Consider the following 26,172-nt stretch of genomic DNA (forward strand, 5'->3'; position numbering starts at 1 on the left):
TCTAGGAGACCGCTTGTGGCTTTTTGCGGGCAGGGCGCTTACGAGCCGGTTCCTGCGGGCGGAGGTTGAGGGGACGGTTTTCCAGCCATTTGCCTTCCACCAACGTGATGCGGGGAGAGGTTGGGATACCACGCTCGCCCTGATGAATCATCGAGACGAGATTGTCTGCGGCAACGCGGCCGATCTGCTCGGCATCTTCATAAATACCGGATAGATCCCACTGCCGGTGTGGCAGAAAGGCGCAGGCGAGGGTTAGCTCATCGACAGGCAAGCCAGCTTCGCGGGCACGCTCTTCGATGTCGGGTGGCCCCAGGATTGCGGTAGGGCGGTAGCGTTCGTACCACTGAGCGATCTTTTTCGGATGGCAGTCGGTGGGGTGCAGCGGGGGCAGGGGGATCGCTTTGTTGACGATGAAACTCTCGGAGAGATACCCGGCGAGCATGTTGTTGTTCATGCGGTCATCGTGGATGGCCAGATAGCCGATGCGTTCATGCCCGGCGGCGTGGAGCTTGCGAATCACCGTGACGGCGCCATTATACTGAGAAGCGGCAACGGTGTGCAGCTGCGGTTTTTTCAGGGAAAAACCGAAGGTGATTGCGGCGAAATGCTCCCACGGAAAATCGATCTCCATGTGCGGGTTGGGCTGAGGGCACACCAGAATACCCTGAATGTTTCGCGAACGCAGGATCTGCCCGAGCCGGCTCGCGGTGAGGCCCTTTTCGCCTAGGTCAAAGATTTCGATTCCATAGCCGTGGGTCCGAGCCTGGTCTCTGGCCGCTTCGTAGAAGCGTTTATAGATGAAGTTCTTCCACTGAAACTGCGGGGTTGTGGTGGCCAGCCAGGCGAGCGTCCCCTGAAAGGCGGCATCCTGCTTCTTGTAGCGGTAAACAGAGAGCGCAGTCAGCATCGGATCGGGAAGGTAGCCGATGTCCTCGGCGATTTTCTTGATCCGGTCACAGGTCTCCGGCGCTATGTTCGGGTGCCGCTTGAGTGCGAGTGAGACCGTCGAGCGATGCACCTTGGCGATGCGTGCTACATCCATCTGCGTGGGGCGACGGTTGCTGTCGGGGTTCACGTGCTCAATTACAGGGAGCCCGGCGGGGAGCGTCAAGTAAGGAGCGTGCAAGCAGCTCTCCTCTGAGATAGGCTTCTGACCGTTGGATTTCTGCTCGCTTGCGCTCATTACTCGCTCCCTTGAGATGTCTCCAGGCTGACTAATCCGTGTACGATTCCCAGTCTTCGAGCGGGAGAATCTCCGGCTCCTCACCATCGCCACCACCGGGGACCAGCAGCACGGCCAGGGTCATGTCACGGGTCGAGGCCGGGACGGTAGCCGTCAGCACGCGGTAGCCTGAGTTCTGGTGCTCCTGCTTGGTGGGTGGGGTCGCCGACAGAATGTCAAAGGTGGCATTGGCCGGCTCGACAATGCGTGCGGTCAACTGCTTGCCGTCGTAAATCAGCTGGGCGCTACGCTTATCATTAGAGAGCATGACGGTGGCACTGGTCATCATGCGCCAGACCAGCGGATCTTTACCGGAAGGCTGGACCCACTCGTCCTGCACGAGGACTTGCTGGTCATCGATGAGGGCGATGCCGCGCAGGATTTTCTCGGCGGTACCGGGAAAGACTTCACTCATGTCCACGACCGCAGCGGCGAAGCCGGGCTCGTCGAAAAAGCCGATTACCGGTGCGGTGGCGTCTTCTTTCTGGATCTGGTCACCGGGTCCGGCTGTGTTATGGCTGAGGTTGGTCATGCGGAAGTAGCTCCAACGCTTGCCGCCGGGGACGCGATCCCAGTAGCCGGGCAGGGAATACTTACCCGAGCCCAGATCCACGCCCCAGCGCACGCCCTCGGCCTCCATCACAAATGAACCCAGGTCAAGGTGCGCATGGGCAAAACCGTTGAGCCCGGCCTTCATGGCGACCCAGACGGCATCCGGGTCATCCCAGGAACTGCGAAGGAAGACCAGGTCGGCGACACCACGCTTGTGGACATTGAGGGGAAGTTCTTCGAGAAGGCCGGCCTCTTCCTGTCCATCTCCTTCAGGCATCCAGAGGGGCAGCAAGGCAGCGAAACGGTTAGCAGCACCGACCGGCAGGCTGGCGGAATAACGCCCGAGCGGCTTGGACTGTGCGTCCGCGAGGCGCTCGCGGTAAAGCGAGATGTACTCATCGTAGCCAAAGTGCTTGATCAACCATGCGGCCATGACGCCGCCGCCTGTCTCGGCGTCCTTGGTCGGGCCGCCGTCACCATAGGTATAGGCGACACCGGTGGGGCCGAAGATGTAGCGCAGGTATTCGTTGTTTTTGTCGAAGCCCTCCATCTCGGAGAGGCCAAAGTCGGTGCCGAGCTGATCCTCCATCAGTGCAATGCACAGGGCATTATACATTACGCCATAGCTCATGTAGGTCGGGCTCTCCGGCCAGATGCCGTCGGGACCATAATATTCCATGGCGCGCGGCAGGCTTTTCCTCGCCCCTTCAACGACGAGTTCGAGCATATCGGGCTCCTCATCCTGGAGGGCAAAGGCCGCAGTGAGCAGTCCGCCGTTGCAGACTTGGTTCCAGTTGTTGTGGGCAATGTCGGTGTTACCGACTGCGGACCAGTTCGGGCGCTTTTCCTGACCGGGCATGCCGTAGGCGGCAGGGGCATAGTCGAGGCACTTTTCCATCAGCGCCTGGTGGATGGTTTCACGATCCTCCGGCGAGAGTTCGTTATAAAACCAGTCGTAGCCAAAGCCGACGGCGGTCCCCATCTCAGCTGTGACCAGGAACTGGTAGGGGGCCCAGTCGGTGAATGCGCAGGCGTTCAAGAGCTCTTCACGGGCACGCTCGGCATAGCGTTCGTCGCCGTCGATATGGTAGATCATGCCCCAGGTGAGGATGCGACCAAGCACCGCGCGCGCAATGTTCAGGCGCTGTGCGCGGCTCTCTGCGTCCGAGAGGGGCGGCTCTTTAAGATACTTCTCGGCATTCTCGCGCAGCTTTTCGATCTGTCGGGCGACCAGCGGGTCCGTCTTGGCGAGCTGGCGAATCTCCTCCACGCGCTGGTCAGTCAGCAGCAGGCGAGGGTGCTCACGGTTTTCGACTGGCTGGGCGACTGCAGCGTCCGTGGTGGTGGCAGTCGGAGTTGCCACAGGCGCTGGAGTCGTTTTCGGTGCAGAAGTCGTTTTGGTTTGTGCGGGCTCAGCCTTTACTGAAGCTGAAGCATCATCCTGCGCGTCCTGCGCGGGTTTTGTCTGCTGGGTGCAGGCGCCAAAAGCGAAACTGGCCAGTGCGAGCAGTCCTACTGAAAATACGTGGCGGGTAGAGGTCGGGATGGGCATTTTGATCATGTATCGTTAACGATGAGAAAAGTTATGTTTATGGAGTGGGTGTTGAAATTCGTTAAAAACCCCAGGCGGGGTCGCTAGCGTCTTGGGGTGTGTCTTCTTCGGTCCACTGGGCCATGTGGCCGTCGTGAAACATGACATTGGCGACGCCGCCGTGGTTGTAGCCAAGGTAAGACCATGGGCCGTTTGTATAGCGCAGGCAGCGTGCGGATGGGTTGTCATTTTCAACAAGCATGATGACCTTGCTGGTATCAACGTCGGTCAGCGTACGTCGCGCCCCGTCCAGCCCGAAAGCGATGCCGACGGCGTAGTTGGTTTCCCACCAGCGGTCGGGGTGTAAGGTGTCTTCCAGACTGGGGCAGGAGAGTGTCTTGCACATTTCGTCGGTACCGATGCCATAGGGCCGTTGATCCATAATGCCCATGTAGGGCCGCACGACAACAGTCCAGATATTCGATGCGCTACCGCCTGAGGACGACCAGTTGGGGGGGAGGTAGCCGCCGTTATCTGCCTGGTAGAGCATGATGCCCTGGCCGAGTTGGCGCATATTACTAGCGCATTTTCCGAGACTGGCGCGCTCGCGGATCGTACTGGTAAGAGGAATAATAATGGCCACCAAGGTGGCGATGACAGCTAGTACGGCCAGCAACTCGATAAGGGAAAATCCTGAAATTTGTTTACGCCGGTACAATGTGTGGGGAGTGGGGTATCGTTTTAACATGAGGGGTATGGGGGGACGTGCGAGTGACGTTGTAGGCAGCCTAAGCACCTATACCGCATTTTCAAAACTGATTTATATAACACGGGTTATATAGGGGCGGTGAAATCCACTGAATTCCTGTATCTATCGTATTCACAGGTCTATAACCTGTGTTACGGATGCGCGGGGTTGCCTTTGGGCAAGATTAGAGGGAATATGGAGCTGTCGACGATGTTCATGCTCGCTCCGAAAGGCCTTTATTACGATGCCCCCCATACCCCGATACAGTCGTAGAGAGTTTTTACGTAACAGTGCGCTGATGGCGATGGTTCCCGCCTTTGGTGTCCGTGCCAGCGAAGCCCCCAAGCCACCGGCCCGTCCGCCGAACATTGTGTATGTTTTTGCCGACCAGATGCGTGCCTGTGCGCGGGGCGGAGCAGACGGGGCTGACCCGGTTTTGACGCCGCGGCTGGATCAGTTCGCACGGGAAGGGCTAGAGCTGACGCAGGCGGCCTCGACCTACCCGCTGTGTAGCCCGCACCGGGCGATGTTACTCTCCGGCTGCTATCCGCACATCAACACAGTCACCGGTAATATCAACTCGGCGCCGAACCGAAAGTTTGAGCTGCCGGATACGATGACTTGCGTGACGGATGTGCTGGCGGGCTCCGGCTACTCGGTCGGCTACATCGGTAAATGGCACCTGACCCGCCCGTACGAGCCTTACCTGGAAGCTTTTCGCAAGAAGGATGGGGTGGTCTGGAACGAGTTTACACCGCCATCCGGACGGCACGGGATCAGTGAATGGTACGCCTATAATACCTACGACAAGCATCTGCGCCCGATGTACTGGAGTAATGACGCCAGCCGGGATGACTACCACTTCGTCGACCAATGGGGGCCCGACCACGAAACGGACAAAGCCGTCGAGTACCTGCGCACGCATCAGGCTTCGGATCAACCGTTCGCGCTTTTTGTCTCTTATAATCCTCCCCATCCACCCTTCGGACAGGTTCCGGAGAACTGGGTGGACCTTTACCGTGATGCAAGCGCAACAGAGCTGCTCAGGCGCGGTAATGTGCCTGAGGGTGGGCGGCTTCCTCTGCGGCAGGCCCAGGGGTATTTTGGCATGGTCAGCGGTGTCGATGCGGCCTTTGGGCGACTGCTTGACGAGATCGATGCGCTTGGCTTGCGTGAGGACACGCTGGTGGTCTTTACCTCTGACCACGGCGAGATGATGGGCAGCCATGATTTGATGAGTAAACTCGTCTGGTACGATGAGTCCTACCGGGTTCCTTTTATCGCCCGCTGGCCGGGTCGCCTGAAAGCCGGAGCCCAGGATAGCCTGCTCATTGATACGCCGGACATCCCCGCAACACTGGTCGGGATGGCTGGGCTGGAGGGCCGCATCCCGGCGCACTGGCAGGGCCGCAACCACGCTCCGGTGCTGCTCGGGCAGTCAGATGCACCGCGTCCGGAAGCGCAGCTCTATTGCCTGAACAGCCACGGCCTTCGAGGGGTACGCACCGATCGCTATACCTATGTCGCACCGGGGCGTGCGCGGACCAAGATCGGGGGGCAGGTGATGGATGCGCCCCTGCTTTTCGATAACCAGGAAGACCCCTGGCAGCTTCACAATGTGGCCGCTGACCAGCCCGCTGTCGTCGATGAGCTGACGGGTGTAACCCTCGATGCGTGCCGTAGGATTCGCGACCCGTGGACGCCGTTCGTTCGAGGCTGATTTGATACCTTATTTGACGTTAAAGTGTATCTATAACCTGTGTTATATAGCAACCTCTTGAGAAAACACAGATATATCCTAGTTTGGGGCTATCGATTTAAGGAATTCTACCCAAACAGAGACTTACCCCCCGTTGAGTTACCCTTTTCATGACGCCCCCCTTGCTCGTCTCGGATATCCAGCCGCGATTTGGCATGCATCGCCGGATGCGTGGAGGGGTAACGCCTGAAAACATGCCGCTACTCATTGTTTTAAATTCTAGCGTCCTTTCATCCCAAACCAACCAACCACAGAACGAATACTGATTATGAAAAATCTGCCCCGATTCACCTCATTCTCGACCTCCGCGTTTCAAGCGCCACGCAGAGGGCTTGCCTGCCTGGCAACAGCTGCACTGGGACTCATTGGGCTCAGTGCCTCAGCCAATGCTCAGACTCTTTACTGGAACGGCGGATTTGCCGGTGACCAGGCCTGGTCCACTTCCACCGATGTGACCGCCTGGTCCACGACACCCACAGGCTCGCCGGAGACCTACTGGGTGAACGGCAGCGACGCTGTGTTTACGACCACTGAGCCGGAGATCATTATCTGGACGGCTACCGCGAATAACGTGACGGTCCAGGATGGTGCCATCTTTACGGTAGTGGGAACCGGCGGCCGCTCGCTGACCATCACGGGGGGTGGCAGTGGTGACTTTACCATCCAGGATAACGATAATAGCGATGGTGTGCTGCGCTTGACGCTAAATGGCAGCTCGGCCTGGGATGGCACGATCACGGCTAAAGAATTTGGTGTTAGTACTGACAGTGGTCTTATTGTCGATTCGGCTGGGGCCACGGGTATCGAGACTAAAATCGCACTGGATGGCGGCGCGTTTATGCTTGGTACGGGTGTTCGCAACAGTACGGTTACTATCGGTGAGCTGTCCGGTACAGGATCGGTGAAGATGCGTGGCACCTATAGCAGCACCGGTGGGGTTCGTATGCTTAAGGTTGATCAGAGTACAAACACCACTTTTAGCGGCACCATTGGAGCGAGTAAAACACAGGTGAGCAATGTTCTCGCCTTTACCAAGGCCGGAACAGGTACGCTGACCGTTTCCAGTGCCAGCGGCTTATCCACGGACTCCTGGGGCGCTTATACGGGCGTCACCAACATCGAGGGCGGCGCGCTTTACTACGTTGGATCCTCAGACACCACGTACTCGCTGATTAGCGGACAGGGTGCCTACACGCTCTACAGTGGGGCAACTCTCGGACTGGATGGCACGATTAACTTCGGGTCCAGTGTTAGCGGGGTTGTGACGGTGCAGGATGGCGGCATTCTGGATCCGGGCCGGCAGAATGGCTCCGGTACCATGACACTGGCCGGTGGTGACGGGACGAGCCTCGGGCTGGTCTTTGAAGGCACGGCTAATGTGCTGTTCAACCTCGGCACCGAGCAGGATCAGATCGTCCTTGAGAACGACGCGATGGTGGGCTCGGCCAGTGGCGGGAATGGCAGCGTGACCTTCACCTTCTACAACACCGGCGATGTGCAGGTCGGGCAGACCTACAATATCATCAGCTTTGGCGGTACGACTCAGGGGATCGACCTGAGTGTCTTCGCTCTGTCCGAGGATAGCATCCTGGCCGGATGGGCTGGTACGTTTGGCTATGGTGGCGACGGCAACCTGCTGCAGTTCACCGTTACGTCCGTCGTTCCTGAGCCCGCTACGACGGCATTGATCGCTGGTCTGATGGTCCTCGGAGTGGTCGTTATCCGCCGCCGCCGCCGCTCGTAATGCGGTTTGCAAATCGATCCGGAATATCATCCGATTATAAGCTTATGAAAAAAATCACACTTCTTAGTCTCTGCGGCGTGTTGGCCGCGACTTCATCCCTGTTCGCCGGGCAACCGCTGAACACTGACCCGAGCTTTGAAGGCGGCGAAGCCGTCTGGGGCAAGCCCTTCATCCCTGCCGACAGCAAAGACCGCGGCAGCAAGCTGAGCTTCACCACCGAAGACCCGCACTCCGGGAACATGTGCGCGGTGATGTCAGCGGACTCGAACAGCCGCTTTGCCTTCGCTCCCAAGGGCGGTGCGATGAATGTCATGCCCGGCCAGACCTTTGATATCTCGATCTGGATCAAGGCTGCAGCGGATTTTAAGATCCACCCGAAGACACCGGGCTTCATCATCCGTGTTGATATGCTCAAGGGCAAGGCGTCCGTCGGTACTGTCTACATCAATGCCAGCGGCGAAGCCAGCGAACGTCTCGGCACGACCGGTCCGGTCATCCCGACTACTTGGACTGAGGTCAAGGGACAGGCGACGGTGCCCGAAGGTGCTGACCGTATGCGCGTGAACGTGTTCTTCTGGCGCGCCTCCGGTACGCTGTATCTGGACGACTTCGAGGTCTCACTGGCCGACAGCTGATCCCGGCGAGCGTTTGCCTTATGCTTCGACTGATTTCACCGGGGCCACTCTTACTGCTAGTGGTTGGTTCACTGTTCTCTTCTCCGATGTGGGCAGACTCATCTGTGCGAACGACGGATGACGCCTACACCGTGGATGGGAGGACGTATGCAGTGGAGTGGCTCCTGGATGAAACCTTTGAGGGCTCTGGCTGGAAAGACCGCTGGACGGTCGAGAGCCAGGGACCCTCAGTCAAGGCAGAGGAGGGGTGGCTGCGTATCCGTAAAGGCGACATGGATAAGGCGCAGGCAGGTGTCACCGTCTGGTATGACAAAGACCTTCCCGCTGACATCATCGTCGTCGTCGATGCGGCGGCAGCTCCCGGCGACCATGCCTGCAACCTGAACTTCTTTTTGCACGCCACGGAAGCTGACGGCGCTCCGCTGAACTATACCCGGTCCGGTGCCTACACGGAGTATCACCAGATCCCGAACTACCTGTTTACCTACACGGGCGGCTTTATGAAGGGCTGGTCGCGCGCCCGGCGCAACCCTGGCTTTACACTGGTTAATGCCGATGAGGAGATTCGCGTCGAGCCCGGCACGCAGTACGAGATCGTCATCGTCTGCCAGCAGGGAGAGATCAGCTTCTACATCGACGGGGAGCTTATTCACCACTACACCGATGCCGATCCGCTGCCCGGAGGTCGCTTCGGGCTGCGCACATGGTTCTCCGATGTAGACTATGATAGAATCCGCCTCGGACGTATTGATGCCTCACACACGCAGGCGACCGATTGAGGTGCTATCTTTTTTCCATGAACGCCATCAATAGCTCCGCAGGAGTAAATCCAGAGAACAAGCCCATCCAGATCGGTATCATCGGATGTGGTTGGATTTTACGCGGCATCTACCATCAGATTCTTGAGCAGCTAAGCGAGCTAGTCGAAGTGGTAGCGCTGTGTGACCTTTCCGAAGACGCCGTCACCGAGGCCGGTCGACTTTTCCCGCAGGCACGGTGTTATACCTCGATGGAGCAGATGCTCGACACTGAGACACTTGGCGCAGCCATGGTGCTGACCTCGGAATGTGCAAATACGAAGGTCGCCAGTGCTGTGCTCGCGGCCCATGTGCCCGTCTTTCTTGAAAAGCCGCCCGCGCGAAATCTCGAAGAGCTGGAGCAGTTGATTGAGGCGGCCGAGCGCTCACAAGCTCCGCTCTATGCCGCGTACAATCGGCATCATTGCCCGCTAATGCGAGGTGTGAAGCTTCCGAAGAATCTTCGCCGCGTGCAGGGGCGCATGGAGCGTCAAGGGCGTGAGTTTTCGGGCTTCCCGTTCACCGCTCTACATTTGCTGGACTCTCTGCATTACTATACCCGCAGTGAAGCGAGTGAGGTGCATGCGGCAGTCGTAGAGAAACCCTCTCTGGGCTGGCGTCTCGACTACCAGCTGGACAATGGCTGCCCGGTCGAAATGACATTGCTGCCCGCCAGTGGGAATCACTGTGAAACCCTTCTGCTGGAAGGCGAGTCCGAGAGCCTGGAAATTCATTTCCCAAATCCCGAGAGCGGCGACGCCGAAGGAAAGCTCATCGTACGCGACTCCACGGGTGGGGTGCAAACGCTGTCCGGGCCTGTCGCTGAGCCCGTGGTACAGATGGGCTATGAGCCCGCTTTACGCGGCTTCGTCGAGCATCTGGCCAGTGGCGAGGGCGACGTGCCTGAGGCCTACCGCATCGAAAAAGTGGTCCCGGGCATTCGCCTGATGCAGGCGATGATGAATGCTGGCAAAGCCTTCGAGCAGACACGAGCCAGCGTGACCGTCTGAATGCCTTGAGCGCCTATTTCGCCTTGGCTCTGGGGTGTGCCTTGAGCAGGTCAGGGTGGATCAGTGCGCCATCGTTGCGAAGCCTTTGCTGGAGCTTGTCGACAGGGAGTTCGTGCGCGTCGGTCAGGCGATCTTTGACCATCATCGCGGCCGCTGTACCGCTGGCCTGACCGGACACCGCACAGGTGCCGATGGCGCGTGTGACATCGACCACGCTCTGGTCTGAGGATATGCAGCGGCCCGCGACGAAAAGGTTTGTACAGCTATCGGCCAGTAGGGCTCGCAGCGGGATCGGGTAGATCGGCCCACGCTTGCGCCAGTCACCGGTGATGCCCACACAGTCCTCCAGCCATTGGTGGCGGTGGCTCTCGCGGATCGTAAACGCATTGCGCAGGCAGCGGGTGACGCGAAAGTCCGGGATAGAGGGCAGGGCAAAGGGATAGATCGTGCTCTCGGGGGCTTTCTCCTGTTTCTGACGCAGACGCTCAAGCAGTAGTCGGTGGGAGGCGAGCACTTGCTCGGTGACGTCCCGGTGGTCCGTACCCGAGAAAAACGGCCCCGTGGCTTTACCGCCGTCGCGGTGCTCGGGGTCGTAGGGGTTACTAAACATAGCCAGGCAGAGCTTGCCGTTTTTGATTTCATAGTGCCAGCATGCCAGCACGTTGTGGGTGAAGCGCTCGACCGCGCAATCCGCTAGCCATGCGAGGTCGGCATCCCCGCTGGCATCGACAAAGGCGTCCGCTTTCAGAGCCAGTCGCCCGCTCTTGTTCTCGACGATGAGATGCGTCAGGGCCTTGCCCGATTTGAGGACCTGGCATACGCGCGTGTCGTACATCAGGGTGACGCCTGCCTCGCCCAGCACCTGCTCCATCTGCATCTGGAAGGCGTACGGATTGAAGCTCGTCATCAGCCGCTTGCGCAGGCGTTTCGGCAGGTTGTCCTCGTTTTTCCAGCAGTCATCCAGTGGGACGAATGCGGCGGAGGGCATCGGCTTGGTTAGCTCGGCCACGGAGTGATGGAGAAGCTCTTCGGCGATTCCGCCCATGACCTGCTTACCATAGCCATCACACAGGGGAAGGTATTTGATGACGTGGCCCAGCGTGGCAAGGCCGCCGAGACCGAACTGCTTCTCGATCAGGACAACGCTCAAGCCCTGGCGTACTGCGGCCAGGGCGGCGGCAACACCGGCTATGCCAGCGCCCGCGACGGCCACGTCATAGGTGGCATCGACGGGGAGCTTTCGTGTGGGCTCAGAGACAAAGGTGTCGGGGGGCGTTGGAGTGGGGCGGTTGTCCATTTTCATTGAGATAAATTGTCGGTGATCATCCGGCCCATGCGGAGGGCTTCATCTTTTAGCGTTTGCTGGAGGTGGGCACAGGCTTGCGTGTCAGAGGCCTTCGCATGGAGGGTTAGTGCAGCGGCGATACCACCTCCGGGGCGAAAGACGGGGAGGGCGAGCTTGAGCTGTCCGTCGGGGATGTTGGGCATGAAGTAAACGCCCTCGTCTCTGAGCGACTGAATGGCTGAGGCGTAGGCATCATAGCTACCCCAGAAATTCAGGCCATAGACCTCGAACTGGTAGCGGCTCTGGTAGGTCGAGCGAATCTCCTCCGGCCAAAACGCGAGGTGCGCAAAAGACCCCGCCGATGCATAGGGCGGGAGGATGTGGTTCAAGCCTTCTCTGACGAGCCCCGGCGCATCCTCGGGTGCGTCGGCACGGACGATGACGGAGTCGCCGATGTATTCGGAGAAGTGTACCGATGTGTGGGGTAATGCCTTGGAGAGCTCCCTCATCGCCTCGTAGACGACTTGGTAGAAGTGGTCTTGCTGCTTCGACTCGGTGAGCTGCCGCCATTTGGAGCCCACGATGTAGCGGGCAGGGCTATCGAGGCGCTGGACATACCCGGCTTCGACCAGTGTGCCAACGAGGTGAAACGTCGCCGGTGCCGAACAGCCGATGACAGCCGCAAGCTCCTTGAGCGTCATGCCCTCGCGTCGTTTTGCGATGGCTTCAAACAGGGCTAACCCACGTTGTAGAGATTGCACGGGCTTACATTTCATTTTAGGCTATAGTTAATTTATATTATTTAATAAATAAATAGGCCAAAAATGGCTTAGGTGTCAACGCTTGAGGCTCGCTGCCTTTGAGTCGTGAGCGATTGGGGCACGCCACCCAACTATGTGAGAAACGATGCCCGGGCCTAGGCAGGCAAGCGGCACTTTGTCTAAAAGAAACGGCCAACAAATACGGGAAGCCCGTATTTTTCCTTCCCATGGCAGATACAACTCTATTTAACCTGACTTAAATGACGCTACGACGTAGCTGGAAAGACGCTTGCCAGGCGCATGAGCATGCCCGAAACCAAGTGAAGCTCAATCCAAGTCCTGGCAGACTCTACCATCGGTAGGTCCGTACACATTAACACACCGAATAACGTCTGATTGCATGAGTCGATTAACCGAAAGTAAATTTCGCAACAAGATCCGTGAAAATGTTGCACGGCAGGTGTGGAAAATCCTCATGTATCTGGAGCATGGGCAGGAGGCAGTCATTGCGCGTAACGGTGAATCCATCTTTCTGCGCGCCTGGATGGAGCGGCAGCACGAGCAGGGTAATACGCCCATAACGGTGCTCGATTGCGGGGCCAACCGCGGCGACTACACAAAGGCCTTACTAAAGCTCGCCGATGAGTTCCAGGGCCTCGACCTGAACTTATACTTATTTGAACCTCAGCAGGACCTGCGTGAGACCATTCGCTCGAATATCCCGAGCCTGGCGGAGGATCATATTGTCGGTGCCGGGGTTTCTTCCAGTAAAGGTACTGCCACACTGAATCGCCCTGCCACTGGCAGCACGCACGCCTCGCTTTATCAGCGTAGCGACAACTTTACCGATCACGTCGAGGTTCCGCTTGTGCGTCTGGATGACTTTCTGTCCGAACGAAGCATCCCCCACGTTGACCTGCTAAAGCTCGATGTGGAAGGCCATGAGATGGAGGCCTTAAAAGGGCTTGGCGAGTACTGCCATCCTGACAAGACGAGCGTGATTCAGTTTGAGTATGGAGCTACCACACTGGATGCGAACTCCAACCTGAAATCCCTCTTCGACTATCTTAATGGTCGCGGCTACGAGATCGCCAAAATCGTCAAGCGCGGCCTCTCTCCACGTCGCTACAGACCGTGGCTGGAGACGTTTCAGTTCTGTAATTTTGTTGCCTGCCATCCCGACTTACTGAAATAAGCGGGCCAGTGCTCCGGCGGCCGTGTCAGCGGTGGCCTGTTGCCGGAGTTTTCGATACGGCCACCGTGTCAGCTATTTAAAAAGAAGACGCCTGCTTCTCTCACTGAAGCAGGCGTCTCTGTTATACCCGTAGTCGTACTCTCTCTATACGCTCGGTTTTCTTGGTTGCTGCTGATCTAAGGCAGATGACTCTTCTGGTCTCCTGATCAGGGTCTACGTCAACTGCCTCCCAAGAGTGTTCAGGAAATATGGTGTGCAGGTGCTACCCCTGGTCCCGGCGTTGATCCAAGCCCCGTCATAAGTTTCATGTCTGAGAGGACGCACTCTAGGTCTGCGTCCTGCCGACAATCGGCCGATGACCGCCGCAGAAGACATCCTGCGTGCCGTACTGGCTTCTGCGGCATAAGGGCTTGAATCAACATCCGGGTTAACCCTGTTTTGAGGTTAATTGGGTAGGGGGCTGATAGGGATCAGCCTCTGAAGTACAGGTAGGCTGCGAGGATACCGACCAGGACAAAGCCGGACCAGAAGACGTCGGCAAATGTCCAGCTCTTGCGGGTCTCCGCGCGCTGCTCATCCGTTACCGTTCCAAAGGTCAGTCCGCTGAGTCGCTCGTAGTCCGGGGCACGGGTCAGGTAGCTGACAGCGTAGAACACCGCGATACAGACGATCAGGATGATGATGGAGTAGTACTGGAAGAAGATATTGTTCACGATCCAGAGGAAAGTTCCCTCGGTGTAGGTGTGGCCCATCAGGGCGACGGGTGTGTCTACAGCTAGGCGGAAGAGGCCGAGTGAAAAGCCCACGATGAGCGAGGCCAGACAGCCGGGGCCGTTGAGGCGCTTGACGAAGATGCCGAAGAAGAACACCACGAAGATCGGAGGAGCCAGGTAAGACTGGATGCCCTGCAGGTAATCGTAGAGTCCCTTGGCGCCCTGGATCACAGGGATCCATGCCAGACCGATGACGACCAGCACGCCCGTGGCGACACGACCGATCCAGACCAGCCGCTTCTGGCTGACGCCCTTGAAGATACGGGAGTAGAAGTCCATCGTGAACAGCGTGGCGGTGGCATTAAGCACACCGGCCAGCGAGCTCATGAGCGCGGCCAGCAGCCCGGCCACCACGATCCCGCGGAAGCCGGTCGGCAGCACGTGCTGCACCATGAGCGGGAAGGACGCCTGCGCGTTCTCGCGAACGATTTCGCCCGTGTCGGGGTCGATCAGTGCGGAGGTCAGCTCGCCGACGTAGCCGCCCTTGGCGAGGGCAAAACAGATGATGCCGGGGATGATGAACAGGAACACGGGAAGCAGCTTCAGGGCAGAGGCAAAGATCGTGCCGCGGCGCGCTTCGGTTTCGTTCGGGGCACCGAGCATGCGCTGGACGATGTACTGGTCCGTACACCAGTACCACAGACCGATGATCGGGGCGCAGAAGAGCATGGAGAGCCACGGGTAGTTCGTATTGAAGTACCAGGCCTCCTTGACGACATCACCCTGTGCGTTGAGCTCGCGGATCGGGGCCCAGGTCCCGGCCACGCCATCGCTCACGATCGGTTTCCAGAGGTTGAGCATGTCTGAGCCGACGATTTCGCGCAGCTGGGTCCAGCCAGCGAGGATGCTGCCATCGCCGAGCGCTCTGAGGCCGAAGAAGGTGACCAGAAATGAGCCGAAGACCAGAATGAAGGTCTGCAGGGCCTCCGTGTAGGCGACTGCTCGCAAACCGCCAAGGATGGTATACACCCCGGTGAGGAGCAGTACGAGGATGGAGCCGATCCAGAAGCTGTTCAGCGGTCCGACGCTTAGCTCTGGCAGCAGGGTCCCGAAGACGACACCACCCGCAAAAATGCCGACCGCAATCTTGGTCAGCACATAGGCAAAAAGGGAGATCAGGGACAGGATGGTGCGGGCGTGCGGGCTGAAGCGGCGCTCCAGAAACTCCGGCATGGTAAACACCCGCGAGCGCATGTAGAAGGGCGCCAGCACCCAGCCGAGAATGAGCAAGCACCACGCGTGCAGCTCATAGTGGGCCATGGCAACACCGTCCGTGGCACCTGAGCCGGCAAGACCGACGATGTGCTCTGATCCGATATTTGAGGCGAAGATGGAGGCTCCAATAATGAACCATCCGAGGTTACGGCCGGCGAGGAAGTAGTCGTCCGGCGTTTCGTTACCTTTGCGAATCACCCACCAGGCGACTCCAAAGAGCAACAAAAAGTAGAGGGCAATCATTACCCAATCCAAGGTTTGCATACGACGATCAATTTGGGGTTAGTTGTGAGGGTATCCAACGCAAGCAAGCGAGCTTTGGAAATATGAACGAAGATAGATTTAGTATATCTAAATCATTTCGTATTTAAAGTAGCGCGTATCTATTTTGATGAGGTTCGCCCATGAGGGAGCCCAATCCCCCGCGGGGATCGGTCCAGACCAGGGGGACAAACGCGCACTCATCATGACGGCACCGTCTCGCAGGCGCACCGTCATGGACTCCGAGCCCGCGATGCCATGGGGGACGGCGACACGGGCGTTATGAAGGTTCAGGTCGAGAGTTTCTTGGGTATTACGGGGTAGGAGGGGCATGGTGTAAGATTGCCATAAACGGGCCGTGATGGGAACTGAGAGGATGCTTTACAGTCAAGTTGCCAGCGAGGGCAGGCGGTGACAGGGGTTTTTGTTTTCAAAAACGTAACAATGGTGAGGGTTCGTGGCGTTTTTGTGGGCCGGTTATCACTAAAAATGAGGATAACTGCAGGCGATGGGCGCAAAAAACGGGACACCGTCTCTGGTGTCCCGCTGGAGTTACGAAAAGGATGTAAGTCTGGTTGACCTAGCTGTAGCTGACGGTCTTGTTGGCTGCTTCGTAAAGCCCCTGCAGGTAGGCAGCGCCAAGTGCGCGGTCAAAGAGACCGTAGCCGGGGCGGCCGATTTCGCCCCAGATCATGCGCCCGTGGTCGGGGCGGATCGGGCCGGAGTAGCCACACTTCACGAGGCTGCGCATCACGGCAAACATGTCCACGCTGCCCATCGAGGAGAGGTGCGGGGCCTCGTGGAAGCTCTTGGGGCCGACCACAGCGACGTTGCGCATGTGCACGAAGTGGATGCGGCGGTGAAGCTTGCGGACCATCTGCGGCAGGTCGTTACTGAGCGAGGCACCGAGGGAGCCCGTGCACAGCGTGACGCCGTTCGAGGGGCTGTCGATGATGTTGACCAGGCGCAGGAGGGCGTCTTCGTCCACGATGATGCGCGGGAGGCCGAGGATGGACCACGGCGGATCGTCCGGGTGGATACACATCTTGACGCCGGCGGCTTCTGCGACGGGGATGACCTTCTTGAGGAAGTACTCCAGGTTGTCCCACATGGCGTCCTGACCGATGCCCTGAAAGGCCTCCATCAGGTAGCGGAAACGATCCGGTGTGTACACTTCGGCCCAGCCGGGGAGGGCGTCCACCAGGTCATTGCCGCTGGATATCTTTTGCAGCTCCTCGTAGTTAAAGCTGAGGGCGTGTGAGCCGTCCGCGTAGGGGTGGCTGAGGTTGGTGCGCGTCCAGTCAAAGACGGGCATGAAGTTATAGCAGAGGGTGCGGATACCGGCGCGACCGAGGTTCTCGATGCTGGCGCAGTAGTTCGCGATGTACTTGTCGCGTGTGTCGAGCCCGAGCTTGATGTCCTCGTGGACCGGGATGCTCTCGACGACCTCGAACTGCAAGCCCTCGGCGTTAATCTGCTCCTTGAGCTCCATCAGGTCCTCGTAGGGCCACACTTCGCCTACCGGCGTGTCGTGCAGCGCGCTTACGATGCCGCTGACACCGAATACCTGCCGGATGCGCTCCAGCTTCACCGGGTCGTCCCCCCCGAACCAACGCATGGTCATTTTCATAGCCTTATACCCCTCTTTGCTTATTAGTGTATTAGCGCGAAAGCGCGCGAAAGGTTAAGCGTCCTAATGAACGGCACGCGTTCGGCAACCCTGAATTTAAAATACGGGGCGATATACCAAAAAAACCGCTCAGAATACCAAAAAAGCCTCTCCGAAAGGGAAAGGCTTCTGTCGTAAGGGAAAATGGTGGAGCCGATCGGGATCGAACCGACGACCTCTTGCATGCCATGCAAGCGCTCTTCCAACTGAGCTACGGCCCCATAAGTGAAAGCGGATAAGCAAACCATCTGCGCAGGGCTAGTCAACCCTTTTGCAGGCGTTTTTATAAAAAAGTTTTGAGTCGTTTGGGGGCGGAGGCCGTACCACGTGGTGAGCTCCGTATATTCAGGTGCTAGCGGGAGAAATCCTTACTTCAGCGCCGTGCGGATCAGGGCTTCGGTCGGGGCGTCGGCTCCGAGCTTGTCCTGGGCCTTGCGCAGGGCCTTATCGGCCTCCGGCGGCTTATAGCCGAGCGTGATGAGCGCAGCCAGCGCATCCTGGAAGGCAGAGCCACCAACGGTTGCGGCCTCCGTGGAGGCCCCGTCAGCAGAGCCTGCCGCCGGTGTCGGAATGCCGCCGGGGAAGACTTTGTCGCGCAGCTCGATGACGAGGCGCTCAGCGGTTTTTTTACCGATGCCCTGACACTTCGAGAGCAGAGCAACATCCGACTGGGCGATTGCGGTGCGGAGGCTCTCGACAGACATGCGGCTCATGATATTGAGCGCGATCTTTGGGCCGATGCCAGAGACCTTCTCCACCAGCAAGCGGAAGAAATCCCGGTCCTCGCGCGTGGCAAAGCCGTAGAGCGTCTGCGAGTCCTCGCGGTAGACTGCCAGCGTATGCAGGCGCGCCGTCTGGCCGGGCTCGGGGAGCTTCTCGGCGGTGGTGACGGGGACATGGACCTCGTAGCCGATGCCGTTGGCCTCGATCACGGCAGAGAGCGGGGCGGCTTCGATGAGTTTGCCTTCCAAAGAGACGATCATGGGAAGTTGTTTAGCCGAAAACCCCTGAAACGCAAAGGCCCAATACAGAAAGCTACCGTTTTGTTTTTATCTGGGCTTATGCAGCAGGACAAAGTCCTGCACCTGTGATCCTTCGGATCACTGATGCCTCTACTAACGTGGAGCCATGGGCAACAGGGACTAGCGCCGATTCGAACGAACTCAGCTTAAGCACTAGAAATAGAAGGAGTAGGGGCAGCGCCCCCTCATTGCCAGCGGGTGCAACCCGTTAGTCACGCAAGCCGAGGACGTCCTGGATGCGATAGAGGCCGGGAGGCTTGCCGTAGACCCAGTTAGCGGCGCGCAGGGCACCCTGGGCGAAAATGCGGCGGTCGGAGGCCTTGTGGGTCAGCTCGACGCGTTCACCGGGCCCGGCAAAGATCACCGTGTGGTCGCCGACGACGTCACCACCACGCAGGGCGTGGACACCGATCTCGTCCTCGGGGCGCTCACCGACCAGACCGTGGCGGCCATGGGCCTCCTGCTCCTGAGTCAGGCCGCGGGCCTCACGCAGGATTTCGAGCAGGTGCTCGGCGGTGCCGCTGGGGGCGTCCTTCTTGTGGCAGTGGTGCATCTCGATCAGCTCAGGGTGGTACTCACGCCCGAGTGTCTGAGCGGCCTTGCCGACGAGATAGAAAAGCAGGTTGACCCCGGTGGAGAAGTTCCCGGCCCAGACCATGGGGACCTGGGACGAGCATGCGCTGATGGCTTCCTTTTCCTCGGGCGTGTGGCCGGTGGTACCGATCACGAGGGGCTTGCCAGCCTCGGCTGCGAGCTTGGCCAGCGGAGCGGTGGCTTCGTGGAAGCTGAAGTCGATGACGACTTCGCAGGCTTCGAGGCCGGGAGTGGGATCGTCGCCCATGTCGATGGCGGCGACGATTTCAACGTCTTCATTTGCGGCGATGGCCTGGATGGCCTGGCCCATGCGCCCGCGGGCACCATTGAGGAGAACTTTTACCATGGTCAGTCGGGAAGTTTTATTCGGGGAAGTAATCGGGGTTGCTTAGAGGCCGCGCACATCGAGGGCCTCGTCGAGGAGAGCCTTGTTGGCTTCGCTCATCTCGCACAGCGGCAGGCGCACCTCGGGCGAGGATATCTGGCGGGCGCGGTGCATGGCGTACTTGATCGGCACGGGATTGGGCTCGATGAAGAGCAGCTTGAAAAGATTGAAGAACATGCGTGAGAAACGCTCGGCGCGGACGAACTCGCCGTCGAGGACGAGCTTCACCATGTGGACCATCTCGGACGGGATGAGGTTCGAGGCGACGCTGATCACGCCCTTCGCACCAAAGCTCATGAAGGGCAGGGTGAGCGAGTCGTCGCCGCTCAGGATGAGGTAGTCGGAGCCGAGCTTCTGGACCAGCTCAGCGACACGCTCGCTGGAGCCCCCAGCTTCCTTGATCCCGCACACATGCGGGTACTTCTCGTAAAGGCGGGCGCAGGTGTCCACCCCGATGGAGATGCCGCAGCGGCCGGGGATGGAGTACAGGATGATGGGCTTGTCGGTGGCCTCGGCCACGGCGCTGAAGTGACGGAAGAGCCCTTCCTGACTGGGCTTGTTATAGTAGGGGGCAACCTGGAGCATGCCCGTCACACCCTCGACAGCATCGGCACCACGCGTCAGCTCGACCGCTTCAGTGGTGGAGTTAGAGCCGGTACCCGCGAGTACGGGGACCTTGCTACCAGCCTGCGAGGCGATGCGGCGGATGACCTCGGCATGCTCCTCATGGCTGAGGGTGGGGGATTCGCCCGTCGTGCCGACGGCTACGATGCCATTAATGCCAGCTTCGAGCTGCATCGACACGATTCGCTCGAGGTCGTCGTAAGCGACTTCTCCATCGCGCATGGGGGTGACCAGTGCGGTATGGACGCCGTAAAATTGAGTTGTGTTCATCTTCGTTGGAAATAGGATCGTCGGGTAAGAAAGCTGCCCCGACCTTTTGGCTCAACAACTTGCGTCAAAGGCAGGTGCATGACAATGGGAAAATTGAGTCCCCAGGCCGATGTCCAACATTATTGATACTTTTAACAGTCTGCTGCAGCTGGCGGTTGAAAATTCGGCCAGCGATATCCACGTCAAGTCGAACAAGCCCGCGCACCTGCGCCTGAACGGTAAGCTGGAGGTCGTTGATATGGACCCGTTTACGCCCGAGCAGGTTCAGGAGTTTCTGGAGACGGCTATGCCCGCTCCCTTCTATGATGAATGGAAGCAAAACGGGCAGATCGACTTTTCCTATGCCCTGCATGAGCTGGGGCTGGGCCGATTCCGCGTGAACGGTTTTTACCAGCGCGGCACGCCGAGTATCGTCTTCCGGCACGTGAAAGATACGCCGCCGAGCTTCGAGGATCTCAACCACGAGCCCGACGTCTTCAAGAAGCTCGTATCCGCCAAGGACGGCATCGTCCTCGTGTGTGGTCCGACCGGCTCCGGTAAAAGCTCCACGCTGGCTGCGATGCTCGAGTATGTGAACGAGAATTTCGACCGGCATGTCGTCACGCTGGAGGACCCGATCGAGTTTACCTACACCGACAAGCGTTCGATCTTTAACCAGCGTGAGATCGGGCTGGATGCACCGGACTTTGAGCATGGGCTCAAGGCCGTACTGCGGCAGGACCCGGACATTATCCTGATTGGCGAAATGCGCGACCGGGATACCTTTGAGACGGCTCTGCATGCCTCGGAGACCGGCCACCTGGTCTTTGCGTCGATCCACGCTTCCAGTGCGCAGCAGGCCGTGCAGCGTCTGTTTGAATTTTTCCCTGCGGACATGCAGGAGAGCATGCGCCGCCAGATCTCTGTTGGGCTGCGTGCCACTATCACACAGCGGCTGCTGCCCCGTCTGGAGGGTGAGGGGCGCGTCCCGGCGGTGGAGATATTCGTGGTCGATGCCCTTGGCCGTAAGGTGATCGAAGATGGGGAGTTTCACAAAATCCCTTCGGTGATCGAAGCCAGTAAGGAAGAAGGCTCCAAGTCCTTTAATCAGGACCTCTACCGGCTGGTCAAAGCCGGAACGGTCGGCCATCAGGACGCCCTCGCATACTCGCCCAATCCCAAGGCTCTCGAAATGAACCTCAAGGGCATCTTCCTCAGCTCCGGCGGTATCGTCGGCTAGCGGGTTCACCCGCTGGCATGTTTTTCGGGGCTACGCGCCCCGCACCCGCGGCAGCCGAGGGCTGCACTTTCGATGCTGCGCATTGTGGCAGCTACTACCTCAATAACGATTAAAGGCTTGTGCGTAACACAAGCCTTTAATCGAAAGTGCGGGTCCGGTTGAACCAGCGATGTTAAGGGGGAAGCGAACGCAGTGAGCGATGGGGCAAAGCCCCATCATTGTCCTGTGCGGCCACGCACCCTCAGAGATTAGCTACAGCCCAGTGAGGTGCCGCAGTTCAGGCAGCAGGCGCAGGTGCCAGTAACCTTGACCTTACTGGAGCCGCACTCGGGGCAGGTGAGGTTACCCTCGGACTGCGTGAGGAACTCCAACTGCTCGGTGTCGACGGCCTGCTCCGACTCCGTGTCCTCCTCCTGCTTGGGGATGGAGGCGCTGCCGGGGTGCTGATCCTCGAAGCCACCCTCGGCCTGGAGTGCGGGCGACATGCGCTCCTTGTAGCCGGGGATGAACTCCATCCCGAGCAGGCGTGCGACGTAGTCGACCACGCTCTTGGCAAAGGGGATGTGCGGGTTGCGGGTCATGCCCTCCGGCTCGAAGCGAACGTGGCTGAACTTCTTGACCAGCGTTTCAAGCGGAACGCCGTACTGCAGACAGAGCGAGACGAGCGTGCCGACGGAGTCCATCAGGCCGTTAATCGTAGAGCCAGCCTTGGCCATCTGGATAAAGACTTCGCCCGGCTTGCCGTCGTCGAACTTGCCGATGGTGAGATAACCCTCGGTGCCCGCGATGGAGAACTTATGGGTGATGGACTGGCGGGTGTCCGGAAGCTTGCGGCGGTAGGGTTCGGTCACGACTTGGATGACCGGCTTTTCCTCCTCCTTAGGGTCGTCCTTGCGGGTCTTGATCGGGGCGGAGCGCTTGGAGCCGTCGCGGTAAATAGCGATGCCCTTGATACCCTTTTTCCAGGCGTGGATGTAGGTCTCGCGGATGTCCTTGACTGTACACTCCTCGGGCATGTTAACCGTCTTGGAGATGGCGCCCGAGAGGAAAGGCTGAACGGCGCTCATCATGTCGATGTGAGCGGTGTATGGCAGGTAACGCTTACCCATGCCGGAGCGGAAGGCCGAGTCGAAGATCGCCACGTGCTCTTCCTTCAGGCCGGAGGCGATAGCCTTGCCGCCGGTCTTGATGTCCTCGACCGTGCCGTATTCCTTCACGTGCGCGCAGATCTTTTCGACCTCAGCCTTATTGTAGCCGAGGTTTTCCAGCGCGAGCGGGATGGACTTGATCGGCAGGGTCATGAGACCGCCGCCTGCGAGGGTCTTGTAGGCGACCAGGCCGATCGCGGGCTCGACGCCTGTGGTGTCGCAGTCCATGAGGAAGCCGATGGTGCCGGTCGGTGCGAGCACGGTGACCTGCGCATTGCGGTAGCCGTAGCGCTTGCCCAGATCGGAAGCTTCCTTCCAGACCTTGGAGGAGAACTCAACCAGCGGGGCAGGGGAGTTACGGTCGAGAGACTCGACGTGGCTTTTGTGCAGGTCGATGACGGCCTGCATGGAGGCGACGTTGTCGGACTCGGGCGGGTTGTCCACGCCGTAGTGGGCGGCGGTATGGTAGCCGGGGAAGGGCCCCTTCAGGGCGGCCAGCTCGGCAGAAGTCTTGTAGGCGACGCCGGTCATGGCAGCGGTAATGGCCTTGGCGAGGCCGAGCCCCTCGGGAGAGGCGTAGGCATGCCCATAGGACATGAGCAGTGCGCCGAGATTGGCGTAGCCGAGGCCCAGCGTACGGAACCAGTGGCTGTTGTAGGTGATGCCCTCGGTCGGGTAGGAAGAGCGATCGACGATGATCTCCTGCGCGATGATAAAGATGCGGGCAGCAGCGGCGAAGCGCTCCATGTCAAAGCCCTCCGCGGTGCGGAACTTCATCAGGTTCAGAGAGGCCAGGTTACAGGCCGAATTGTCGAGGAAGAGGTACTCACTGCACGGGTTGGTGCAGTTCTGGCGGCCGGAGCCCTTGCAGGTATGCCACTTGTGGATCGTGTCGTCAAACTGCATGCCGGGGTCACCGCAGATGTGGGTGCCCTCGGCGATCTTGTCCAGCAGGTAGGAGGCGTCCTTTTCTTCGCAGGGCTCGCCATCGATAACGCGGCGGGTGAAGAACTTCTTACCGTCAACAGCGGCCTGCATGAACTCGTCGGTGGCGCGCACGGAAAGGTTTTCGTTCTGGTACTTGATGGAGCCGTAGGCGTCGCCGTTAAAGGAAGCGTCGTAGCCCTCTTCGATCAGGGCCCATGCCTTGCGCTCTTCGATCTGTTTGGCGTGGATGAACTCCTCGATATCCGGGTGCCAGGTCTTGAGGGTGTTCATCTTGGCGGCGCGGCGGGTCTTGCCACCGCTCTTGACCACACCGGCCACGGCGTCATACACAGCCAGGAAGCTGAGGGGGCCGCTGGGCTTACCGCCGCCGGAGAGCTTCTCACGGGTGGAGCGGATGCTGGTCAGGTCAGTGCCGGAGCCGGAGCCAAACTTGAACAGCATCGCCTCGGCGCGGGCGAGGTCCATGATCGACTCCATATTGTCCTCGACGTGCTGGATAAAGCAGGCCGAGCACTGCGGGTACTCGTACTGGCTGTTGGCGCGCATGACAACGTCGTGCTCCTGATTCCAGTAGAAGTTGCCCTTGCAGGAGTCCTTGCCGACGCCATAGGCGTGGTAGAGGCCGAGGTTGAACCAGACCGGGGAGTTGAAGGCGCCATACTGGTTAGCAAGCAGCCAGGTCAGCTCGTCGGAGAAAATCTTGGCCTGTTCGTCGTCCTTGAAGTAGCCGTCCTCGATGCCCCAGGAGGTGAGGGTGCTGACGACGCGGTCGATGACCTGCTTGAAGGAGCTCTCGCGGCCACCATTGACAGGATCGGTGCCCTGATCGATGTCACCGTAGAAATACTTCGAGGCGAGAATCTTGGTGGCCAGGTCGGAGAAGGCCGCGGGGACTTCGATATTGTCCTGTTTAAAGATCGCCTTGCCCTTGTCGTCGGTGATTTCGGCGGTGCGGTATTCCCAGGTTAGCTGACCATAGGGATGGATGTCGGAGGAGGAAAAGCAGCGGCTGAGGTTGAGAGCGTGCTTGGGTGTTTGGCTGGAAGTCGAGGATTGGTCTTTCATGCGAATAAAATGTGAATTGATGTGAGCAACTTACTACATATGGGGAATGTCTCGCGGGGTTGCGCTAAATATAGTGTCTGAGTAAAGTCATTCAAGCAGCTAACGCACGCGGAAATCTTCGTTTTCCGGCACTTTTGAACGCTGGTTTAGGTGGGCATTAATCGCGCTAATGGACGATTTGAGGAGCGATCGTCCGCTATCCTTTTAGCGATGCCGCTTTAGGGATAGCGGCATCCGCGAGGGAGTAATCCGAGCAGGTCGGGGTAGATGCAAAAACACGGATGAACTCCTCTGCGGATCGCCTAAACTGTCATCGTTGAATAGCTGTCGCTGGTGTTTGAGTGTTGGAAAAGGGTTACCTTCCGGCCCTTGAATCGCGAGTGGATCGAGAAAAAATAAAAACCGCCTCCGAAAGGATTGACAAGGGGGCTCCAGAACCATTTTCTTTCACGTTTCCAGCAATGGTGGTAGTAGCTCAGTTGGTTAGAGCATCGGTTTGTGGTACCGAGGGTCGCCGGTTCAAATCCGGTCTACCACCCCATTTTTCCGACGCGCATACTCTGGTATAAATGGCCCAAGGCCATCGAGAGTTTCAGGAGCAGGTAAGCGATTGAATGAAGCGTCATGGATTACCGGTAACTGCGGTTGCCTGTCGGCTCAGACCGTATCCCGTCCAGAGCCTACATCTACGAGACGTGCGATCTGGCAAAGGTAGCCAATCCAAACACTAGCTCTGTAGCCAGCAGTATGCCTGATCCCATAGCTAGTGCCCGTTTGTTTTTGGGGATTGTGGTCAAGCGGTGAGCGTTGAGCCTCTGTACGCATTTCACCATTTTTATTCCTTAGATGTTGATATCCTCTGATAATTCACTTGCGGAGGTGATAATTAAGTGATGTCAATTTTTTACGATCCGCCTCGGTTATATCATTCTAGCCTGTGGCTGAGATTCGACATCCGTTAACCCCTGCTACGCGTACTCTATATGGATTGGTATTACCTTGAGGATAACGAAGAGGTTGGTCCTTTTTCGTCACCCGACTTTCAAGAGCTTTTTAACAGCGGCCGCATCAATGGAGCGACGGCTGTACGTAACAGCGAAATGCAAATGGCCATGCCGCTGGATCAGGCTGCCAGGAACGGACTCACCGACGATTTAACGCTCGAAGGAAGCGTCAACTGCCCGACCTGCAACGCAAGCGTCCGCTCTCAGGACCTGATCCCCATGGATGATATCGTGCTGTGCCCCAACTGTCGGGACCAGTACCTGCAGACTATGCGTGAGGGCATTGAACTCAGTGAAACCGGCTTTGAGTACGCTTCATTCCTGATCCGTGCCGGAGCATATATCATCGACCTTTTCGCCGTATGGATCGTCCAGGCGGTCGTCGGCTTTGTTCTTGGCTTTGCTATCGGAATCGCTGGCGAAAGTGAAGCTCTCGCGAACGCACTCTCCATCGTCCTGATTGTGCTTTCGTACGCCATCCCCCTTGTCTACGCCACGCTATTGCTTGGTAATCGGAAGACCCAGGCCACACTTGGCATGATGGCCTTAAGAATCCGTATCGTAGATAAGCGCGGCGGCGACTGTAGCTACCTGATGGCCTTTGGACGCTATTTTGCAGCCATCATATCGAGCATTATCCTCGGTATTGGCTATTTTATGTGCTTGTGGGACTCGGAGCGCCAGACTCTCCACGACAAGATGGTGGGTACGTACGTAATCAAGAAATAGACTCACG

The 26,172-nt window shown here is 58.5% G+C and carries 20 protein-coding genes and 2 tRNA genes; 9 read left to right on the plus strand and 13 right to left on the minus strand.

What is annotated here, in order from left to right; all coding sequences use genetic code 11:
- Position 1 precedes the first annotated feature (1 nt).
- The 3 genes from K0V07_RS12280 to K0V07_RS12290 form a co-directional block, all read right to left on the minus strand.
- On the minus strand, positions 2 to 1,075 hold the full coding sequence (locus tag K0V07_RS12280; protein ID WP_220621686.1) for a LacI family DNA-binding transcriptional regulator: 1,074 nt from the start codon (positions 1,073 to 1,075) through the stop codon (positions 2 to 4).
- Positions 1,076 to 1,214: 139 nt separating this feature from the next.
- Positions 1,215 to 3,137, minus strand: coding sequence for a heparinase II/III family protein (locus K0V07_RS12285; RefSeq protein ID WP_220621687.1), 1,923 nt, complete (start codon positions 3,135 to 3,137; stop codon positions 1,215 to 1,217).
- A gap of 250 nt (positions 3,138 to 3,387) precedes the next feature.
- Positions 3,388 to 4,053 (minus strand): type II secretion system protein, encoded by a 666-nt coding sequence (locus K0V07_RS12290; protein ID WP_220621688.1) that lies wholly within the window; start codon positions 4,051 to 4,053, stop codon positions 3,388 to 3,390.
- Positions 4,054 to 4,351: 298 nt separating this feature from the next.
- On the opposite strand from K0V07_RS12290, the gene K0V07_RS12295 reads away from it, so the two are divergent.
- The 5 genes from K0V07_RS12295 to K0V07_RS12315 all read left to right on the plus strand — a co-directional run bounded on the left by K0V07_RS12295 (position 4,352) and on the right by K0V07_RS12315 (position 9,998).
- The gene (locus K0V07_RS12295) at positions 4,352 to 5,773 is read left to right on the plus strand and encodes a sulfatase (protein WP_220621689.1); all 1,422 of its coding nucleotides are present in this window, start codon (positions 4,352 to 4,354) and stop codon (positions 5,771 to 5,773) included.
- Positions 5,774 to 6,080: 307 nt separating this feature from the next.
- The gene (locus K0V07_RS12300) at positions 6,081 to 7,556 is read left to right on the plus strand and encodes a PEP-CTERM sorting domain-containing protein (RefSeq protein WP_220621690.1); all 1,476 of its coding nucleotides are present in this window, start codon (positions 6,081 to 6,083) and stop codon (positions 7,554 to 7,556) included.
- Positions 7,557 to 7,600: 44 nt separating this feature from the next.
- Positions 7,601 to 8,191, plus strand: a complete 591-nt coding sequence (locus K0V07_RS12305) for a hypothetical protein (RefSeq protein ID WP_220621691.1) — start codon at positions 7,601 to 7,603, stop codon at positions 8,189 to 8,191.
- Between the two features lie 86 nt (positions 8,192 to 8,277).
- Positions 8,278 to 8,970, plus strand: coding sequence for a DUF6250 domain-containing protein (locus K0V07_RS12310; RefSeq protein WP_220621692.1), 693 nt, complete (start codon positions 8,278 to 8,280; stop codon positions 8,968 to 8,970).
- 17 nt (positions 8,971 to 8,987) lie between these two features.
- On the plus strand, positions 8,988 to 9,998 hold the full coding sequence (locus K0V07_RS12315) for a Gfo/Idh/MocA family oxidoreductase (protein ID WP_220621693.1): 1,011 nt from the start codon (positions 8,988 to 8,990) through the stop codon (positions 9,996 to 9,998).
- 13 nt (positions 9,999 to 10,011) lie between these two features.
- Here K0V07_RS12315 and K0V07_RS12320 read toward each other — a convergent pair whose 3' ends face one another.
- Both K0V07_RS12320 and K0V07_RS12325 read right to left on the minus strand, forming a co-directional pair.
- The gene (locus K0V07_RS12320) at positions 10,012 to 11,301 is read right to left on the minus strand and encodes an FAD-dependent oxidoreductase (protein WP_220621694.1); all 1,290 of its coding nucleotides are present in this window, start codon (positions 11,299 to 11,301) and stop codon (positions 10,012 to 10,014) included.
- The gene (locus tag K0V07_RS12325; protein ID WP_220621695.1) at positions 11,298 to 12,044 is read right to left on the minus strand and encodes a helix-turn-helix domain-containing protein; all 747 of its coding nucleotides are present in this window, start codon (positions 12,042 to 12,044) and stop codon (positions 11,298 to 11,300) included. Before K0V07_RS12325 ends, K0V07_RS12320 begins: the two co-directional genes overlap by 4 nt.
- Positions 12,045 to 12,444: 400 nt before the next feature.
- Here K0V07_RS12325 and K0V07_RS12330 point away from each other — a divergent pair, with 400 nt between their 5' ends.
- On the plus strand, positions 12,445 to 13,239 hold the full coding sequence (locus tag K0V07_RS12330) for an FkbM family methyltransferase (protein WP_220621696.1): 795 nt from the start codon (positions 12,445 to 12,447) through the stop codon (positions 13,237 to 13,239).
- 470 nt (positions 13,240 to 13,709) lie between these two features.
- Here K0V07_RS12330 and K0V07_RS12335 read toward each other — a convergent pair whose 3' ends face one another.
- The 7 genes from K0V07_RS12335 to dapA all read right to left on the minus strand — a co-directional run bounded on the left by K0V07_RS12335 (position 13,710) and on the right by dapA (position 20,052).
- Positions 13,710 to 15,491 carry a sodium:solute symporter gene (locus K0V07_RS12335; RefSeq protein WP_220621697.1) on the minus strand — a complete coding sequence of 594 codons (1,782 nt, stop codon included), beginning with the start codon at positions 15,489 to 15,491 and terminating at the stop codon, positions 13,710 to 13,712.
- An 87-nt stretch (positions 15,492 to 15,578) separates the two neighbouring features.
- Positions 15,579 to 15,821 carry a hypothetical protein gene (locus K0V07_RS12340; protein ID WP_220621698.1) on the minus strand — a complete coding sequence of 81 codons (243 nt, stop codon included), beginning with the start codon at positions 15,819 to 15,821 and terminating at the stop codon, positions 15,579 to 15,581.
- A gap of 247 nt (positions 15,822 to 16,068) precedes the next feature.
- Positions 16,069 to 17,118 (minus strand): mannonate dehydratase, encoded by a 1,050-nt coding sequence (gene uxuA, locus K0V07_RS12345; protein WP_220621699.1) that lies wholly within the window; start codon positions 17,116 to 17,118, stop codon positions 16,069 to 16,071.
- Positions 17,119 to 17,302: 184 nt separating this feature from the next.
- Positions 17,303 to 17,378: transfer RNA gene (locus K0V07_RS12350), tRNA-Ala, on the minus strand.
- A gap of 147 nt (positions 17,379 to 17,525) precedes the next feature.
- Positions 17,526 to 18,140: a Holliday junction branch migration protein RuvA gene (ruvA, locus tag K0V07_RS12355; protein WP_220621700.1), complete on the minus strand. Its 615-nt coding sequence runs from the start codon at positions 18,138 to 18,140 to the stop codon at positions 17,526 to 17,528.
- Positions 18,141 to 18,387: 247 nt separating this feature from the next.
- Positions 18,388 to 19,119, minus strand: coding sequence for a 4-hydroxy-tetrahydrodipicolinate reductase (gene dapB, locus K0V07_RS12360; protein ID WP_220621701.1), 732 nt, complete (start codon positions 19,117 to 19,119; stop codon positions 18,388 to 18,390).
- A 42-nt stretch (positions 19,120 to 19,161) separates the two neighbouring features.
- Entirely contained in the window at positions 19,162 to 20,052 is an 891-nt protein-coding gene (gene dapA, locus K0V07_RS12365) for a 4-hydroxy-tetrahydrodipicolinate synthase (RefSeq protein ID WP_220621702.1), read from the minus strand.
- A gap of 109 nt (positions 20,053 to 20,161) precedes the next feature.
- On the opposite strand from dapA, the gene K0V07_RS12370 reads away from it, so the two are divergent.
- A complete protein-coding gene (locus K0V07_RS12370; protein WP_220621703.1) occupies positions 20,162 to 21,271 on the plus strand; it encodes a PilT/PilU family type 4a pilus ATPase in 1,110 nt (369 codons plus the stop codon).
- Between the two features lie 248 nt (positions 21,272 to 21,519).
- Here K0V07_RS12370 and K0V07_RS12375 read toward each other — a convergent pair whose 3' ends face one another.
- On the minus strand, positions 21,520 to 24,432 hold the full coding sequence (locus K0V07_RS12375) for a vitamin B12-dependent ribonucleotide reductase (RefSeq protein WP_220621704.1): 2,913 nt from the start codon (positions 24,430 to 24,432) through the stop codon (positions 21,520 to 21,522).
- A gap of 464 nt (positions 24,433 to 24,896) precedes the next feature.
- Between K0V07_RS12375 and K0V07_RS12380 the strand changes: the two genes are divergently transcribed.
- A tRNA-His gene (locus K0V07_RS12380) sits at positions 24,897 to 24,973 on the plus strand.
- A 442-nt stretch (positions 24,974 to 25,415) separates the two neighbouring features.
- A complete protein-coding gene (locus K0V07_RS12385; RefSeq protein WP_220621705.1) occupies positions 25,416 to 26,165 on the plus strand; it encodes an RDD family protein in 750 nt (249 codons plus the stop codon).
- Positions 26,166 to 26,172: the final 7 nt, after the last annotated feature.

The organism is Ruficoccus sp. ZRK36, from assembly GCF_019603315.1.
Taxonomy (GTDB): Bacteria; Verrucomicrobiota; Verrucomicrobiia; order Opitutales; family Cerasicoccaceae; genus Ruficoccus.

Bases quoted from the DNA above. Each gene is read 5' to 3' on its own strand.
- K0V07_RS12315 (WP_220621693.1), top strand. From the start codon at position 8,988: ATGAACGCCATCAATAGCTCCGCAGGAGTAAATCCAGAGAACAAGCCC.
- K0V07_RS12335 (WP_220621697.1), bottom strand. From the start codon at position 15,491: ATGCAAACCTTGGATTGGGTAATGATTGCCCTCTACTTTTTGTTGCTC.
- K0V07_RS12320 (WP_220621694.1), bottom strand. From the start codon at position 11,301: ATGAAAATGGACAACCGCCCCACTCCAACGCCCCCCGACACCTTTGTC.
- dapA (WP_220621702.1), bottom strand. From the start codon at position 20,052: ATGAACACAACTCAATTTTACGGCGTCCATACCGCACTGGTCACCCCC.
- K0V07_RS12385 (WP_220621705.1), top strand. From the start codon at position 25,416: ATGGATTGGTATTACCTTGAGGATAACGAAGAGGTTGGTCCTTTTTCG.
- uxuA (WP_220621699.1), bottom strand. From the start codon at position 17,118: ATGAAAATGACCATGCGTTGGTTCGGGGGGGACGACCCGGTGAAGCTG.
- ruvA (WP_220621700.1), bottom strand. From the start codon at position 18,140: ATGATCGTCTCTTTGGAAGGCAAACTCATCGAAGCCGCCCCGCTCTCT.
- dapB (WP_220621701.1), bottom strand. From the start codon at position 19,119: ATGGTAAAAGTTCTCCTCAATGGTGCCCGCGGGCGCATGGGCCAGGCC.
- K0V07_RS12290 (WP_220621688.1), bottom strand. From the start codon at position 4,053: ATGTTAAAACGATACCCCACTCCCCACACATTGTACCGGCGTAAACAA.
- K0V07_RS12310 (WP_220621692.1), top strand. From the start codon at position 8,278: ATGTGGGCAGACTCATCTGTGCGAACGACGGATGACGCCTACACCGTG.
- K0V07_RS12340 (WP_220621698.1), bottom strand. From the start codon at position 15,821: ATGCCCCTCCTACCCCGTAATACCCAAGAAACTCTCGACCTGAACCTT.
- K0V07_RS12370 (WP_220621703.1), top strand. From the start codon at position 20,162: ATGTCCAACATTATTGATACTTTTAACAGTCTGCTGCAGCTGGCGGTT.
- K0V07_RS12295 (WP_220621689.1), top strand. From the start codon at position 4,352: ATGGCGATGGTTCCCGCCTTTGGTGTCCGTGCCAGCGAAGCCCCCAAG.
- K0V07_RS12300 (WP_220621690.1), top strand. From the start codon at position 6,081: ATGAAAAATCTGCCCCGATTCACCTCATTCTCGACCTCCGCGTTTCAA.
- K0V07_RS12330 (WP_220621696.1), top strand. From the start codon at position 12,445: ATGAGTCGATTAACCGAAAGTAAATTTCGCAACAAGATCCGTGAAAAT.
- K0V07_RS12375 (WP_220621704.1), bottom strand. From the start codon at position 24,432: ATGAAAGACCAATCCTCGACTTCCAGCCAAACACCCAAGCACGCTCTC.
- K0V07_RS12305 (WP_220621691.1), top strand. From the start codon at position 7,601: ATGAAAAAAATCACACTTCTTAGTCTCTGCGGCGTGTTGGCCGCGACT.